15 protein-coding genes and 2 pseudogenes are annotated in these 14,920 nt (G+C 73.3%); 16 read left to right on the forward strand and 1 reads right to left on the reverse strand.

Annotation, left to right across the window (positions count from 1 at the left end; all coding sequences use genetic code 11):
* Window positions 1-8 precede the first annotated feature (8 nt).
* The 14 genes and pseudogenes from AB0O48_RS21660 to AB0O48_RS21725 all read left to right on the forward strand — a co-directional run bounded on the left by AB0O48_RS21660 (window position 9) and on the right by AB0O48_RS21725 (window position 11,773).
* The gene (locus AB0O48_RS21660) at window positions 9-752 is read left to right on the forward strand and encodes a YggS family pyridoxal phosphate-dependent enzyme (RefSeq protein ID WP_365067880.1); all 744 of its coding nucleotides are present in this window, start codon (window positions 9-11) and stop codon (window positions 750-752) included.
* A gap of 189 nt (window positions 753-941) precedes the next feature.
* On the forward strand, window positions 942-1,634 hold the full coding sequence (locus AB0O48_RS21665; RefSeq protein WP_357251067.1) for a cell division protein SepF: 693 nt from the start codon (window positions 942-944) through the stop codon (window positions 1,632-1,634).
* A 31-nt stretch (window positions 1,635-1,665) separates the two neighbouring features.
* On the forward strand, window positions 1,666-1,971 hold the full coding sequence (locus AB0O48_RS21670) for a YggT family protein (protein WP_030334503.1): 306 nt from the start codon (window positions 1,666-1,668) through the stop codon (window positions 1,969-1,971).
* 44 nt (window positions 1,972-2,015) lie between these two features.
* Window positions 2,016-2,822, forward strand: a complete 807-nt coding sequence (locus tag AB0O48_RS21675; RefSeq protein WP_357251070.1) for a DivIVA domain-containing protein — start codon at window positions 2,016-2,018, stop codon at window positions 2,820-2,822.
* A gap of 116 nt (window positions 2,823-2,938) precedes the next feature.
* A pseudogene (locus AB0O48_RS21680) lies at window positions 2,939-3,244 on the forward strand (hypothetical protein); the annotation flags it as partial.
* A 249-nt stretch (window positions 3,245-3,493) separates the two neighbouring features.
* Window positions 3,494-3,727, forward strand: a pseudogene (locus AB0O48_RS21685) (hypothetical protein); the annotation flags it as partial.
* A gap of 10 nt (window positions 3,728-3,737) precedes the next feature.
* On the forward strand, window positions 3,738-4,043 hold the full coding sequence (locus tag AB0O48_RS21690; RefSeq protein WP_357251073.1) for a DUF167 domain-containing protein: 306 nt from the start codon (window positions 3,738-3,740) through the stop codon (window positions 4,041-4,043).
* Between the two features lie 22 nt (window positions 4,044-4,065).
* On the forward strand, window positions 4,066-5,565 hold the full coding sequence (locus AB0O48_RS21695) for a potassium/proton antiporter (RefSeq protein ID WP_365067884.1): 1,500 nt from the start codon (window positions 4,066-4,068) through the stop codon (window positions 5,563-5,565).
* A 230-nt stretch (window positions 5,566-5,795) separates the two neighbouring features.
* A complete protein-coding gene (locus AB0O48_RS21700; protein WP_357251079.1) occupies window positions 5,796-6,215 on the forward strand; it encodes a TraR/DksA C4-type zinc finger protein in 420 nt (139 codons plus the stop codon).
* A gap of 65 nt (window positions 6,216-6,280) precedes the next feature.
* On the forward strand, window positions 6,281-6,895 hold the full coding sequence (gene lspA, locus AB0O48_RS21705) for a signal peptidase II (protein ID WP_357251082.1): 615 nt from the start codon (window positions 6,281-6,283) through the stop codon (window positions 6,893-6,895).
* A complete protein-coding gene (locus AB0O48_RS21710) occupies window positions 6,892-7,836 on the forward strand; it encodes an RluA family pseudouridine synthase (protein WP_357251084.1) in 945 nt (314 codons plus the stop codon). The genes lspA and AB0O48_RS21710 overlap by 4 nt, the downstream gene beginning before the upstream one ends.
* A 42-nt stretch (window positions 7,837-7,878) precedes the next feature.
* The gene (locus AB0O48_RS21715; RefSeq protein WP_365067889.1) at window positions 7,879-8,910 is read left to right on the forward strand and encodes a hypothetical protein; all 1,032 of its coding nucleotides are present in this window, start codon (window positions 7,879-7,881) and stop codon (window positions 8,908-8,910) included.
* A 74-nt stretch (window positions 8,911-8,984) separates the two neighbouring features.
* Window positions 8,985-10,790, forward strand: coding sequence for an AAA family ATPase (locus AB0O48_RS21720; protein ID WP_365067892.1), 1,806 nt, complete (start codon window positions 8,985-8,987; stop codon window positions 10,788-10,790).
* A gap of 266 nt (window positions 10,791-11,056) precedes the next feature.
* The gene (locus tag AB0O48_RS21725) at window positions 11,057-11,773 is read left to right on the forward strand and encodes a DUF2567 domain-containing protein (protein ID WP_365068026.1); all 717 of its coding nucleotides are present in this window, start codon (window positions 11,057-11,059) and stop codon (window positions 11,771-11,773) included.
* On the opposite strand, the gene AB0O48_RS21730 is transcribed toward AB0O48_RS21725, so the two are convergent.
* Window positions 11,688-12,392 carry an LON peptidase substrate-binding domain-containing protein gene (locus tag AB0O48_RS21730; protein WP_357251095.1) on the reverse strand — a complete coding sequence of 235 codons (705 nt, stop codon included), beginning with the start codon at window positions 12,390-12,392 and terminating at the stop codon, window positions 11,688-11,690. The genes AB0O48_RS21725 and AB0O48_RS21730 overlap by 86 nt on opposite strands.
* 106 nt (window positions 12,393-12,498) lie before the next feature.
* Here AB0O48_RS21730 and hisD point away from each other — a divergent pair, with 106 nt between their 5' ends.
* Window positions 12,499-13,821 carry a histidinol dehydrogenase gene (gene hisD, locus AB0O48_RS21735; RefSeq protein ID WP_357251097.1) on the forward strand — a complete coding sequence of 441 codons (1,323 nt, stop codon included), beginning with the start codon at window positions 12,499-12,501 and terminating at the stop codon, window positions 13,819-13,821.
* On the forward strand, window positions 13,818-14,906 hold the full coding sequence (locus tag AB0O48_RS21740) for a histidinol-phosphate transaminase (protein WP_365067896.1): 1,089 nt from the start codon (window positions 13,818-13,820) through the stop codon (window positions 14,904-14,906). The genes hisD and AB0O48_RS21740 overlap by 4 nt, the downstream gene beginning before the upstream one ends.
* Window positions 14,907-14,920 lie beyond the last annotated feature (14 nt).

Raw genomic sequence — 14,920 nt, forward strand, 5'->3', positions numbered from 1 at the left:
CACCGCCGATGACCGACAGCTCAGCCACGGTACGACCGGACCGGCACGCCGAACTGGCGGCCGGCCTGGCCCACATCAGGTCCCGCATCGCCGACGCCTGCGCGCAGGCCGGTCGGGACCGTGCCGAGGTCACGATGATCGCCGTGACGAAGACCTACCCGGCCAGCGACGTGGTGGCGCTGGCCGGGCTCGGGGTGACCGACGTGGGGGAGAACCGCGACCAGGAGGCGGCCGCCAAGGCCGCCGAGGTGGCCGCGGCCGGGGTACGTCCCCGCTGGCACTTCATCGGTCAACTGCAACGCAACAAGGCCCGCTCGGTGGTCCGCTACGCCGACGCGGTGCACTCCGTCGACAGTGTCCGGCTGGCCCGGGCGTTGGCCACCGCGACCGCCGACCGGCAGACGCCGCTCGACGCCCTGATCCAGGTGAGCATCGACGGCGACGCGGCCCGGGGCGGGGCCCTGCCCGACTCGGCGGATCCGGGCTCCGGACTGGAGCCGGTGGCCGAGGCGATCGCCGACGCCCCAGGGCTGCGTCTGGTCGGGCTGATGGCGGTCGCTCCGCTGGGGTGGGAGCCGGAAAGGGCGTTCGCCCGGCTCGCGGAGGTTACCGACGCGTTTCGGGCTGTCCATCCGGGAGCCACCGCACTGTCCGCGGGAATGAGCGGAGATTTCGACATCGCGATCCGATACGGCGCGACACATGTCCGCGTCGGTAGCGCGTTGCTCGGAATGCGTCCCACGCTGCGGTAGCCTGACCGCGAGACAAGCAAATTACATCAGTGTTGTTTCAGGGGCGGCGTCTCCTGTCGGGGGTCGTGCGCGCGACGCGAATCGCGCGCTGGGGGGATTGCGGTTCCGGTCCGATGGGCATGGTTGTCCACTCGCGACGGGCGACATGGCACGGGGGCGCGTGCCGCACGGCGGACGGAAGGGCGCGGGATGGGTGCACTGCGCAAGGCGGGGGTCTGGCTCGGTCTGGTCGAAGAAGACGACGAGCGGGCCTACGACGACGGTGGCTACGACAAGGGTGGCTACCGTGACTCGCGGTACCGGCAGAGCCGGTACGCCGAGGAGTTCGCCGACGAGGACGAGGACGACACCGAGGAGCCGCCGGCTCCCCGGCCGCGCGCCACCGAGCGGGGTCGACTCTCCGAGCGGACGAGCGGGCGGTTGAGTGAGTCCGAGCGTGGTGACGGCGAGCGCGCGGAACGGGCCGAGCGGTCCAGCGTGCGGTCGATCACCCGGTCGTCGGCGGGCGAGACGTCCGGCGCGCTGACCTACCACACCCGGGACAATCTGGCCCTCGCGCCGCAGGTCACGTCGCGGGAGCGGGCGCTGCCCGAGGAGGAGCAGCGGTACCAGATCACCACGCTGCACCCGACCACCTACCGGGAGGCGCGCACCATCGGTGAGCACTTCCGCGACGGCGTTCCGGTGATCATCAATCTCACCGAAATGGATGAGGCGGATGCCCGCCGTCTGGTTGACTTTGCGGCCGGGCTGGCGTTCGGCCTGCGCGGTACGATCGAGCGCGTGACCAATCGGGTGTTCCTGCTCTCACCGGCTAACGTCCAGGTCACCGCTGAGGACAAGGCCAAGATCGCTGAGGGCGGCTTTTTCAGTTTGAGTTGACCCCCGCCCGACCCGAGGGACGTCGCTGACCGTGTTGTCGATCTTACTGCAAGTGTTGTACCTGATCCTTTATGTCTTCCTGCTTCTTCTTCTGTCCCGGTTCGTGTTGAGCGCCGTCCTGCAGTACGGCCGGCGCTGGCAACCGGGCCGTGGCGCATCGGCAGGATTGGAATCCGTGTGGAGCGTCACTGATCCCCCTCTCAACGCGTTGAGGCGTGTGATCCCTCCGCTGCGAATTGGTACCGTGAGCATCGACCTGGCCTCCCTTGTGCTCCTGGTTATCCTGTTCGTGCTGATGGAGTTCGTGTTAGGGCCGTCGATCAGGGCATCTGCCTGATGACCGACGCGCTTTCGCGGCCGCAACTGACCCGAGGAGTTTCGATGCCGCTGACCCCGGCCGACGTCCACAACGTCGCCTTCAAAAAGCCGCCGATCGGCAAGCGGGGGTATGACGAGGAGGAGGTCGACGCCTTCCTGGACGAGGTCGAGCGCGAGCTCGCCCGTCTCATCGAGGAAAACAACGAGCTGCGCGCCCAGGTGGAGCGCGGCGGCCGTGGCGGTGCCCCCGCAGGCCCCGGCGGCGACGCCCGACTGGCGGCGGAGCTCAACGACGTCAAGGCCCAACTGGACCGGGTGCAGCGCGACAAGTCGGCGGCCGAGCAGGCTGCCCGCGCGATGCAGGCCGAGCTGGAGCAGGTCCGCGCGACCGGCGGCCCGGCCGGCGGCGTCACCGGTGACGGTGAGCAGCAGGCCCTGCGCGTGCTGATGATGGCCCAGCGCACCGCCGACGACCACGTGTCCGACGCGCGCCGCGAAGCCGACCAGCTGCTGTCCGAGGCCCGTGGCAAGGCCGAGGAGGTGACCCGCGAGGCTCGCGCGAAGGCCGACGCCCTGGAGCGGGACGCCCGCCAGCGGCACCAGGAGGCCATGGGCGGCCTGGACGCCAAGCGCACGGCCCTGCAGAAGCACATCGAGGAGCTCAAGCAGTTCGAGCGCGAGTACCGCACCCGGCTCAAGGCGTACCTGGAGAGCCAGCTGCGTGACCTCGACGGTCGTGGCCAGGGCCTGGAGGCCGAGATGACCCGCTCCGAGGCAGGCCGGGTCGCCGGCGGCAACGGGCTGGCCGCTGCGGGTCTCGCCGGTTCGTACGGCAGCGGGCGTTCCGGCGCCCTCGAAGCCGGACGCTGAGCGCCGGCCGGCGATCGTTCTCCGCCAATGGTGACGGTCGCCGGCCCTGTCTGGACGGTACGACGCGGCGGGGGTGAGCCGTGATAGTCGCAAGTCTCCTGCTCATCCTCGTCGCGGTGGTGCTCCTGGTGCTCGGCCTGGCCGGTGGCTCCAGCATCATGTTGATCATCTCTATCGCGGCCAGTCTGCTGGCCGCCGTGGCGTTGGTGGTGGGTGCCCGTCAGGCAGCCGCCAATCGCGCCACGGCGGATCCCGGTCGGACCGGCCGGCGGCAACCCGACGCACCCCGTACGGCCAGCCAGGCCACGCCGGGTGTCGCGTACGGGCCGCCGCTGGTCGGCCCGGAAGTGCCGGTCCAGCATGTGCCCACGACGGTTGGTACCGGCGGCACCGGGTGGCGGCAACCACCCGCGCCGCCGGTCGACCACGAGGCACCCGCCGACGCGCCGCTCGACGACGTGCCCCCGTTCGACGGGCGGGTCGACGACGCGCCGGGCTTCGATGCGCGGGTCGACGACGCGCCGGTCTTCGACCCGCGGGCCGACGGCGCGCCCCCGTTCGGAGCGTGGCCCCCGTTCGGGCCGCCGGCCGACCACACGTCCTCGCCGGTCCGCCCGGTCAGCCCGGCGACGTCGACCGACGACGATCTCCGCCATGGCGCCCCGGCCACCGACGAGCCCGGCGAGCAACTGATCACCCCCGCCGAGGCGGCCCGGGTGGCGCGGCTTGCCGACGACGTCGAGGTGGTGGACGGCCACCCCCGCTACCACCTCGCCAGTTGCCCGCATCTCGTCGGCCGGGTGCCCGAGACGCTGCCGGTCGCCGAGGCCGCCGAGCTCGGTTTCACCCCGTGCGCCGACTGCGCGCCCGCCACCGCCCTGCTCGCCGACGCCCGGCCGATCTGAAGCGGCCCCGGTGCCCGCGCAGGACACGCTCACCGTGGCGGTACGCGTGAAACCCGGCGCCTCGTCCGCCCGGGTGGGCGGCTGCTTCGACGGCCCGCACGGTCCCGCCCTCGTGATCGCGGTGCACGAGCCGGCCGTCGACGGTCGGGCAACCGAGGCGGCTCGCCGGGCACTGGCCGCTGCTCTGGGTGTCCGGCGGTCCGAGGTCGCCCTGCGCGCCGGCGCGGCCAGTCGGGACAAGCTCTTCCTCGTCGATCGGCCCAGCCCGGACCTGTCCGAGGTGCTGTGCCGACTGCGCGACGGATCCGCCGAGTGAGGAACGTCCAGGCCGGGCAGCCGTGACGCCCGGGTTTGATATCGCGCTGCTGCTGGGAGCGGCCGTGCTGCTGGTCGCCGTCGGCGCGGTGCGACTCTCCACCCGGCTGGGTGTGCCAAGCCTGCTGGTCTACCTGGCGCTGGGCGTGGCGATCGGTGAGAGTGGTCTGGGCATCCGCTTCGACGACGTCGAGTTGACCCGTACCCTCGGCTTCTGCGCACTGATCGTGATCATCGCGGAGGGCGGTCTGACCGCCCGGTGGTCCGCGCTGCGACCGGTGCTCGGGCTGGCGTCCGCGCTCTCCACGGTCGGCGTGATCGTGAGCATCGTGGTGGTCGGCGTCGCCGTGCACCTGCTGCTGGGGCTGGACTGGCGTTTGGCGCTGCTCTACGGCGCGGTGCTGTCGTCCACCGACGCGGCGGCCGTCTTCGCCACCCTGCGCCGGCTGCGGTTGCCGCCCCGCCTGGTGGCGACGCTGGAGGCCGAGTCGGGCATGAACGACGCCCCGGTGGTGCTGCTGGTGGTGCTGCTGTCGCACCAGGGCTGGTCGCACCCGTGGTGGTACGAGGTCCTGCTGGTCTGTTACGAGCTGGGCGCCGGCGCGGCGGTGGGCGTGGGCGCGGGCATCGCCGGCACCTGGGCGCTGCGGCGGGCCGCGCTGCCCTCGGCCGGGCTCTACCCGATCGCCGCGGTGGGCATCACCGTGCTGGCGTACGCGGCGGGGGCGGTGCTGCACGCCTCGGGGTTCCTCGCCGTCTACGTGGCCGGGGTGCTGCTGGGCAATGCCCGGCTGTCCCACCGGCAGGCGATCCTCGGCTTCGCGGACGGGCTGGCGTGGCTCGCCCAGATCGGGTTGTTCGTGCTGCTCGGGTTGCTGGCCTCGCCGGGCCGGCTGGACGCGGCGGTGGTGCCGGCGGTGGTCGCGGGGCTGGCCCTGGTGCTGCTGGCCCGCCCGCTGTCGGTGGCCGTCTCGGCGCTGCCGTTCCGGGTCGGCCTCCGCGAACAGGCGTTCCTGTCCTGGGCCGGGCTGCGCGGGGCGGTGCCGATCGTGCTGGCGACCATCCCGCTCTCCGAACGGGTGCCCGGGGCGGAGCGCCTCTTCGACGTGGTCTTCGTCCTGGTGGTGATCTTCACGCTGGTGCAGACCGGCACGCTGGGGCCGTTCGCCCGCCGGTTGCGGGTGACCGCGCCGGCGGAGGCCACCGAGATCCACCTGGAGACCGCGCCGCTGGAGCGGATGCGGGCGGACCTACTCCAGTTGGAGGTGCCGCCGGGCTCGCGGTTGGCGGGCGTGCACGTCGACGAGTTGCGGCTTCCGTTGGGCGCGTCGGTCACGCTGGTGCTGCGCGACGGGGTGGGTTTCGTGCCCACTCCGGGCACCCGGCTGAAGACCGGCGACAGTTTGCTGATCGTGGCGACGGCCGGGGCGCGCGACGCCGCCGAACGGCGGTTGCGGGCGGTCAGTCGGCGCGGTCGGCTGGCCCGATGGTTTGGCGAGTACGGGGATGAGGCGGTCGGTTGACCTGCTAGCGTTCCCTTTGCCCCAGTTAGGCAGGGCTAGGGGTAGTTAAGCGGGGCGACGGTGCGGCACATTGTCGGACGCCTGTACGCACCGTATTCTTGCCAACCTCCGGAGTGCGCGGCGATCGTCGCCGTGCGCCCCTTTTCGTACATCTAGGGGACGTCGTCATGATTGGCGCCCCCTGACCAGGTGCCGCGGACAACGCGGCTCCCCGGCCGAGGGAGCGACCCATGGCGAAGCCAGCCGACACCAGGACCGCCGGGCGCAAGCCGGTGGTCAAGGCCACCCGCAGCACCGCGGAGACCGAGAAGATCCGGGCGGCGCTGGCGGCGCGGCGGGACGAGCTTCGCGCCGAGTACGATCAGACGCTGAGTGAGATCACCGAGCTGCAGCGCGATCGGCTGACCGACTCGGCCGGGGACGACCAGGCCGACACGGGCACCAAGACGCTCGAGCGGGAGCAGGAGATCTCTCTCGCCAACAGCATTCTGGAACGGATCACACAGGTCGAGCGCGCTCTGGAGCGTCTCGACGAGGGTGGTTACGGCTGGTGCGAGCGGTGCGGCAACCCGATCCCGGTCGAGCGCCTCGCCGCCTTCCCGTCGGCCACCCAGTGTGTGACGTGCAAGCAGCTGGAGGAGCGGCGCTGAGGTCCGCTCCCCGGCGGCGATGAGACGGTGAGCGATCACCGCCGAGACACCTCGATGGGGAGCGCATGACCGCAGCACCGTCCGCCGAACCCGGCCGTACCGGCCCGGATGCCGGCATACGCCGGCCCCGGGCCGTCGCGATTCTCGCCGGAGTCGCCCTGGTGGCCCTGCTGGCCGACCTGGTCACCAAGCACCTCGCGCTGGCCGCGTTGACCGACCGGGAGCCGGTCCGGCTGCTCGGCGGGGCCGTCTACCTGAGTCTGACCCGCAACAGCGGTGCCGCCTGGAGCATCGGCGCGGACCACACCTGGATCTTCCCGCTGATCACCATCGGCGTGGTCGGCTGGATCGTCTGGATGGCGCTGCGTCTGCGTTCGCTGCCGTGGGCGATCTGCCTCGGCCTGGTGCTGGGCGGCGCGCTGGGCAACCTCGTCGATCGGATCTTCCGGGCCCCCGCGCCCTTCCACGGGCACGTGGTCGACATGATCAGCCTGTTCGACCCGTACGGCCAGGTCTGGCCGGTGTTCAACCTGGCGGACAGCTCGCTGGTCTGCGGCGTGCTGCTGGCCATGCTGTTGGAGTTGACCGGCCGCCAGCGGGACGGCCGGCGGGCCGGACGCGACGGCGCCCCGGTCGAGACGGACGCCACCCAGGGCGCGGACCAGCGGGAGCGGGCATGACCTCCGCGTTCGCCGCGGGCGGCGACCACCGTTCCCTCCCGGTCCCGGACGGCCTGGACGGCATGCGCCTGGACCAGGCGGTGTCCCGGCTGTTCGGGCTCTCCCGCACCGCCGCCGCGGCCCTGGTCGATGCCGGGGACGCGCTCGTCGACGGCACCTCCCGCGCCAACTCGCACAAGGTCAAGGCCGGCTCGTGGCTGGACGTCACGCTGCCCGCCCCGGTCGCCCCGCCGACCGTGGTGCCGCAGGCGGTGCCCGGCCTGCGGGTGGTCTACGCCGACGACGACATCGTGGTGGTCGACAAGCCGGTGGGGGTGGCCGCGCACCCCAGCCCCGGGTGGACCGGCCCGACCGTGATCGGCGCCCTCGCCGCGATCGGGCACCGCATCTCCACGAGCGGTGCCGCCGAGCGGCAGGGCGTGGTGCACCGGCTCGACGTGGGCACCACCGGGATCATGGTGGTGGCAAAGAGCGAACAGGCCTACACGGCGTTGAAGCGGGCCTTCAAGTACCGCGAGGTGGACAAGGGCTACCACGCGGTGGTGCAGGGTCACCTGGACCCGCTGCGCGGCACGGTCGACGCGCCGATCGACAGGCACCCCACCCACGACTACCGCTGGGCGGTGGTCTCCGGCGGTAAGCCGAGCATCACCCACTACGACACCCTGGAGGCGTTCCCGGCGGCCAGCCTGGTCGACGTCCGCCTGGAGACGGGTCGGACCCACCAGATCCGGGTGCACTTCTCCACCATGCGGCACCCGTGCGTGGGTGACCTGACCTACGGTGCCGACCCCACCCTCTCGGCCCGTCTCGGCCTGGCCCGACAGTGGCTGCACGCCCGCGAACTGAGCTTCCTGCACCCCCGAACGGGGGACGAGGTCCGGTTCGTCAGCGACTACCCTGACGACCTGGACCGCGCGCTCCAGATCCTGCGTGACTGAGCGGCGACCGCCCGACACCGACCCGACGAGGGGATCCCGCCCGTGCGCGCCGGCAACCTGCTGCGGCAGCTGGACCAACGGTTGCTGCCGCAGCTGACCCGGGCCGCGGCCCGGCTGGGCGACCGGCCGAGCCGGTCCGGGGTGCTCACCTGGGCGGCCGCGCTGTCCGCGGCGGCGGTGCTGGGCACCGCGCTCTGGGCCGCCGACGAGACTCCGCTCGGCGACCGGACGGTGGGCGAGGTGACCCGGGTGGGCGTCTCCGACGGCGACTCCGTGCCCGGCTACCTGCGGTCCGCCGCCGCCGACCTCGCCGCGCTCACCCAGTCCGCCCCGGCCGCCGAGGACGGGACCTACGCGCTCGTCACACTCGTCGCGTACCTGCCGCCGCAGCGTCTGGCGACGGTGCTCGGCGACGTCGGAGTCTCGACGGTCTTCGGGCGGGTCCCGCTGCCGGGGCGGCAGACCGAGATCGTCAGGATCCCCGCGATGCGGGTGCCGGACGACGTGGTCGCCGGAATGGGTCAGGTGGCGGCCCGCAAGGAGACCGAAGCCGCCGACTACCGGGCCCGGGCCGCCGCGGTCGACGGCGACGGCGACGGCGAGCGGGAGTTGCGGGCGCGCTACGCCAGCGGCGCCGAGGTGGCGACCGCCGAGGCGGCCGCGTACCGCTCCGGCTGCTCCTGCGTCTACGCGGCGGTGGTACGAGCGGCGCCGGGGGTGTTGCGCGGCATGGCGGCCCGGCCGGACGTGCGGGCGGTCGACCCCGCCCCGGAGGTGTACCGGCTGGACCGCACGGTCTTCACGCCGCCCCTGCCCGAGCAGGATGACGTGGTGCGCCCGCCGGTCGACACCGGGCCGAGCCCCGAGCCGACGCCGGCGCAACCGTCGGAGCCGACACCTGGCACCCCGGAGCCCGTGGCGTCGGTGGGCGAATCGTCGGAACCCGCACCGGTCGTGACGATTCCGTTACCAACGCCGTCCTCGGCGGAACCCACCGAGCCGCCCCCGCCGAGCATCACCACCTCGCCGGACGTCACCACCGCCGTCGAACCGCCGACGCCCACGTCGTCGTGATCTGCGTCGGCTGGTGTGCGTTCTGAGGTGTGGTCCGAATAGGGTTTGCTTCGTAGCCTGTCAGACGGAGATCGATGGTGCTGGGAGGGCGGGCCGTGGAGGGCAGTGAGACCGGCTGGGGCCGGCCGGCCGAACCAGCGCCGCGGTGGCGCGCGTTGTTGGACCGCGCCCGGTTGGGCGGTCGTGGCGCGGAGCAGACCGAGCCGGAGCGGCGGGCCGACGAGGCGCCGCCGGACCCGCTGCCACGGCGTGCGGCCCCGAACGGGTACGCCGGGCGGGCACCGGCCGTCGGACAACCGGCGGAGTCGCCGTACGGCACGGACCCCGCCTACCGGGCCGAGGCGACCTACCGCGTCGACCCCGCCTATCGGGCCGAGCCGGCGTACCGGGCGGATCCCGCCTACGGGGCCGAGCCGGACTACCGCTCGGAGCCGGCGTACCGGAGCGAGCCGACCTATCGCGCCGAGCCTGGCTACCGTGCGGAGCCTGGCTACCGTGCGGAGCCTGGCTACCGTGCGGAGCCTGGCTACCGTGCGGAGCCGGAATTCCGCGCCGAGCCGACCTATCGGGCCGAGCCGGATTACCGGGCCGAGCCGGGTTATCGCCCCGAGCCGGGGTACCGGGCGGAGCCGGATTACCGCGCCGAGCCGGGTTACCGCCCCGAGCCGGGCTACCGGGCCGAGCCGGACTACCGCGCCGAGCCGGGTTATCGCCCCGAGCCGGACTACCGGGCCGAGCCGGCGTACCGGACCGAGCCGGACTACCAGGCGGAACCGGCGTACCGGGCCGAGCCCGAGTCGCCGCCTCCCGCGCCCGACCCCGCCCAGTCCCGCTACGCGCTGCTGGACAACGGCTATCGGCAGGGTGACCCGCCGGCGGAGTCGCGGTACGCGCTGTTGGAGACCGGCTACCAGCCGGAGACCGGTTACCCGGTGGCCGCGCCGCCATCCGCACCTGTCACGCCCCCGCCTGCCCCGCCGGTCGTGCCGCCGCCCAGCCCGTCGGTCGGCTCGGCGGTCGCCGAACGCGCCTACCCGGCTCGGGTCGAGTGGCGTCCGCAGGGTGCCGACCCGGAGCAGGAGCGGGCCAACGGGGTGCTCCGCCGCGACCTGGGCACGCCCCGGGTGTTCGCCTTCGCCAACCCCAAGGGCGGGGTGCACAAGACCACCGCCACCGTGCTCGCCGCCGCCACCGTCGGCAGCGTGCGCGGGCAGGGCGTACTGGCCTGGGACGACAACGAGTTGCGCGGCACCCTCGGACTGCGCGCCGGCAGCGCCCGGCACGCCCGCACGATCCGGCACCTGGTGGCCGACCTGGCCCAGATCGAGATCCTGGAGGGCTCGACCCTGCTGGGTCGGCTCGACGACTACCTGCGGCACGCCTCCGACAGCTCGTACGACGTGCTGGCCGGCGAGGAGAGCCCGCGCTTCGCCCAGCGACTCGACCAGTTCACCGTCCGGCGGGTGTTGGAGCTGCTGCGGCGTACCCACGACGTGGTGTGCGTGGACACCGGCAACAACGTGGAGAGCCCCAACTGGCGCACGGTGATGCAGGCCGCGGATCAGCTGGTGGTGACCACGGTGCCCCGCGAGGACGCGGCGTTCAGCGCGGACTGGATGCTCGACCTGCTGCACGAGGAGGGCATGGGCGAGCTGGCGGACAACGCGATCACGCTCATCTCCTGCCCGACCCCGGGTCGCTCGCCACTTCAGGACGACCTGGAGCGGCACTTCGCCACCCGTACCCGGGGGGTTGCGGTGGTGCCGTACGACCCGGCGTTGGAGACCGGGTCGTCGATCGAGTACCACCAGCTCCAGCCGGAGACCCGCCAGGCGTGGCTGCGCGCCGCGGCGATGATGGTGGAGCCGTTCGCCCGGTGAGCTGGTCTGCCGCCACCGGGGCTCCGGCCCGACACCGGGCCTGAGAGGATCATCGGGTGAGCCCGGACAACCCCGACCGTGAGCGGCCCGCCGACGAGCCCGACCGACCCACGCCGCCCCGAGCGTCGGGCCCGACACCGTCGGTCGGTGAGTCGCCGTCAGCGGGCGAGCCGCCGCCGGTCGCCGAGCCACCGTCAGCGGACGAGCCGAGGTCAGCGGGCGAACCACCGTCGGTCACCGAGCCACCGTCAGCGGGCGAGTCGCCGCTGGTGGGTGAGCAGTCGGCCGGCGCTGGCCCTTGGGGGGCGTACCAGAGCTCTCTGGAGCTCAGCTTCGACGAGCCGCGCCGCCCGCTGCGCGCCGCCGTGACGGTGCTGGGCACCGTGTTCGCGCTGGCCGTGCTGGGTGTGCCGTTCGGGCTGCTCTGGGCCGTGCTCGCGCCGGACACGCCGGTGGTCAAGACCGTCGAGGGGGCGATCTACGCCGATCCGCAACCGGAGCAGCCGATCGCCGCGGACGGGTGGTTCAGTCTGCTGGGGCTCGGCTTCGGGCTGCTGGTCGCGCTCGCCCTGTGGTTCGTGCTGCGGCGTCGGCGCGGTCCGGTGGGGCTGCTCGCCGCGGTGCTCGGCGCGTTGGTCGCCGCACCGGTGGCCTGGCAGGTGGGTCGGCGCGTCGGCCTGGCCACCTTCGACCGGCTGCTGGCCACCGCCCCGGCCGGGCAGGCCTTCACCAAACCCGCGGACCTGCGGGCCGGTGGGGTCGACTGGCTGCTCGGCGTGCTGCCGGTGCCGCACGGCAACCTGCTGCTGCCGGCGTTCGGTGCCGCGATCATGTACACCCTGCTGGCCGGCTGGTCGCGGTGGCCGGGGCTGCGCCCGGAGCCCGAGCCGGCCGATCTCAGTTGGGTGTCGGCGGGGACGCCAGCTCCGACAGCGGCACCGGCACCGCCCGCACCTGACGAAGCAGAGCCGCCTCGCGGTTGAGCAGCCGCAGCTCGGCGCGGAGCCGGGCGGCGGTGTCGTCGATGGCCAGCAGGCGCTGCCGGTCGTCGACGGTGAGCGCCGCGGTCGCCGCCACCAGGTGGGAGAGCACCGTGGGGTCCTCCGGCAGTTGCTCGGAGATCTCCTCCGGGTCGGAGCGGATCAGGCCGAGGTACTGCCGGAACACCGCGATCACCCGGGCGGCCAGCAGCTCGGCCACCTCGTCCGGCCCGGCCGGGTCGGGCAACCACTCCACGTCGGCGGTCAGGTAGGGCGCGGCGCTGTCGTCGACCTCGGCGATCCGGAAGCGACGCCGGCCGACCGTGACGATGTCGAAGCCCCCGTCGGCCAGCTCGGTCACCTGGCGCAGTTCGGCGGTGCAGCCCACCTCGTGCAGGGTGACGGCGCCGGCGCTCGGCGTGGCGTGGGCGCCGGGACCGGCGGGCGCGACCTCCCACCCGGCCTGGATGGCCACCACGCCGAACTCACGTGGCGCACCCTCGGGCAGGTCGACCAGGTGTCGCACCAGCGCCCGGTAGCGCTCCTCGAAGATGTGCAGCGGCAGCACCAAGCCGGGAAAGAGCACTGTTGCGAGCGGAAACACCGGCAGCCGTGCGGTCACACCGTCGAGCCTAACCAATCTCGCCCCCGGAGGCGTGGCCCGGCTCACCGTCCCGGCGGACGGGCGGCTCGGGTGCGCTCCGCGCCGGCCGCCTAGACTCGCAAGGGTGCTGAATCGGATCGACCTGCGCAACGGTCTCGGTGACCCGCGCCGCCTGCTGCCCCGTGCCCAGCTCGACGTCTCGGTTGCCGTCGAGCGGATCCGCCCTCTGGTGGAGGCGGTCCGCGAGCATGGATACCCGGCGATCCGGGAGGCCAGTGAGCGGTTCGACGGCATCTCCCCGGAGGTGCTGCGGGTGCCGGTCGAGGCGATCACCGAGGCCGAGGGGGTGCTCGACCCGGCCGTGCGCGCCGCGCTGCTGGAGTCGATCACCCGGGCCCGCCGGGTGCACGACGACCAGCGGCGCACCGACCACGTCACGCAGGTGGTGCCCGGCGGCACGGTCACCGAGCGCTGGCTGCCGGTCGACCGGGTCGGCCTCTACGTGCCCGGCGGCCTGGCGATGTACCCGTCGACGGTGGTGATGAACGTGGTGCCCGCCCAGGCGGCCGGGGTGCGGTCGCTGGTGGTGGTCAGCCCGCCGCAGAAGGACAACGGCGGCCTGCCCGACGCCCGGGTGCTCGCCGCGTGCGCGCTGCTCGGCGTCGACGAGGTGTACGCCGTGGGCGGAGCCCAGGCGGTGGCGATGCTGGCGTACGGCGCGGCGGTCGACCCGTTGGGTGAGCTGCGGTGCGACCCGGTCGACCTGATCACCGGCCCCGGCAACATCTGGGTGACCGCCGCCAAGCGGCTGCTGCGCGGCGTGGTCGGCATCGACGCCGAGGCCGGGCCGACCGAGATCGCCATCCTGGCCGACGACACGGCCGATCCGGCGCACGTCGCCGCCGACCTGATCAGTCAGGCCGAGCACGACCCGCTCGCCGCGAGTGTGCTGGTCACCCCGTCGCTGACGCTCGTCGAGTCGGTCGAGCGGGAGTTGGCCCGGCAGGTGCCGGCGACCAAGCACGCCGACCGGGTCACCACCGCGTTGACAGGTGAGCAGAGCGGCGTGGTCCTGGTCGACGACCTGGAGGCGGGGCTGCGGGTGGTCGACGCTTACGCGGCCGAGCACCTGGAGATCCAGACGGTCGACGCCCGGGAGTGGGCGCTGCGGGTCCGCAACGCGGGAGCGATCTTCGTGGGGGCCTGGTCGCCGGTGTCGCTCGGCGACTACTGCGCCGGGTCCAACCACGTGCTGCCCACCGGCGGCTGCGCCCGGCACTCCTCCGGGTTGTCGGTGCAGTCGTTCCTGCGCGGGGTGCACCTGATCGAATACACCGAGACCGCTCTGCGGGAGGTGGCCCCACACGTGGTCACCCTGGCCAACGTGGAGGACCTGCCGGCGCACGGCCAGGCCGTCCAGGCGCGTTTCCCGGGAGGGACGGCGTGAGCAGCCTGGGGGAGCTGCCGATCCGCGACGACCTGCGGGGGCTGTCGCCGTACGGGGCGCCGCAGCTGGACGTGCCGGTGCGGCTGAACACCAACGAGAACTCCCACCCGGTGCCGGAGCCGGTGGTCGAGGCGATCGGCAAGGCCCTCGCGGCCGAGCTGCGCGAGTTGAACCGCTATCCGGACCGGGACGCGGTGGCGCTCCGCGCCGACCTGGCCGCATATCTCGGGCACGGGCTCACCGTCGAGCAGGTGTGGGCGGCCAACGGCTCCAACGAGATCCAGCAGCAGCTGTTGCAGGCGTTCGGTGGGCCGGGGCGCAGCGCGCTCGGGTTCGTTCCGGCGTACTCGATGCACCCGCTGCTGGCCCTCGGCACCGGCACCCGGTGGGTGCCCGCGCGGCGCGGCGTCGACTTCGGTCTGACCGTCGGGGAGGCGGTCGCCCAGGTCCGGGAGCACCGCCCCGACGTGGTGTTCCTCTGCTCGCCGAACAACCCCACCGGCACGGCACTGGACCCGACGGTGATCGCCGGGGTGCTCGACGTCGCGCCGGGGATGGTGGTCGTCGACGAGGCGTACGCCGAGTTCGCCCGGCCCGGGACGGTCAGCGCCCTCGCGGTGCTGCCCGGCCACCCCCGGTTGGTGGTCACCCGGACGATGAGCAAGGCGTTCGGCTTCGCCGGCGGGCGGCTGGGTTACCTGGCCGCCGACCCCGCGGTGGTGCAGGCGGTGCAGCTCGTTCGACTGCCGTATCATCTGTCCACGCTGACCCAGGCCGCCGCCCGCGCTGCGGTGACCCACCGCGACACCCTCCTCGGTACGGTGAGCGCGATCATGGTGCAGCGGGATCGGATCGTGGCGACGCTGCGCGAGCGTGGGTTGCGGGTCGCCGACAGCGACGCCAACTTCGTGCTCTTCGAGGTGGGCGGCGACCAGACCACCGTCTGGCACGCCCTGCTGGCGCAGGGGGTGCTGGTCCGCGACGTGGGCCTGCCCGGCTGGCTGCGGGTGACCGCGGGCACCTCGGCCGAGACCGACGCCTTCCTTTCTGCAATGGAGACTGTGACGTGGGAGCGCGAGGAGTGAGCTTGCGAGCCCCG

Source organism: Micromonospora sp. NPDC085948 (assembly GCF_040686315.1).
Classification (GTDB): Bacteria; Actinomycetota; Actinomycetes; order Mycobacteriales; family Micromonosporaceae; genus Micromonospora.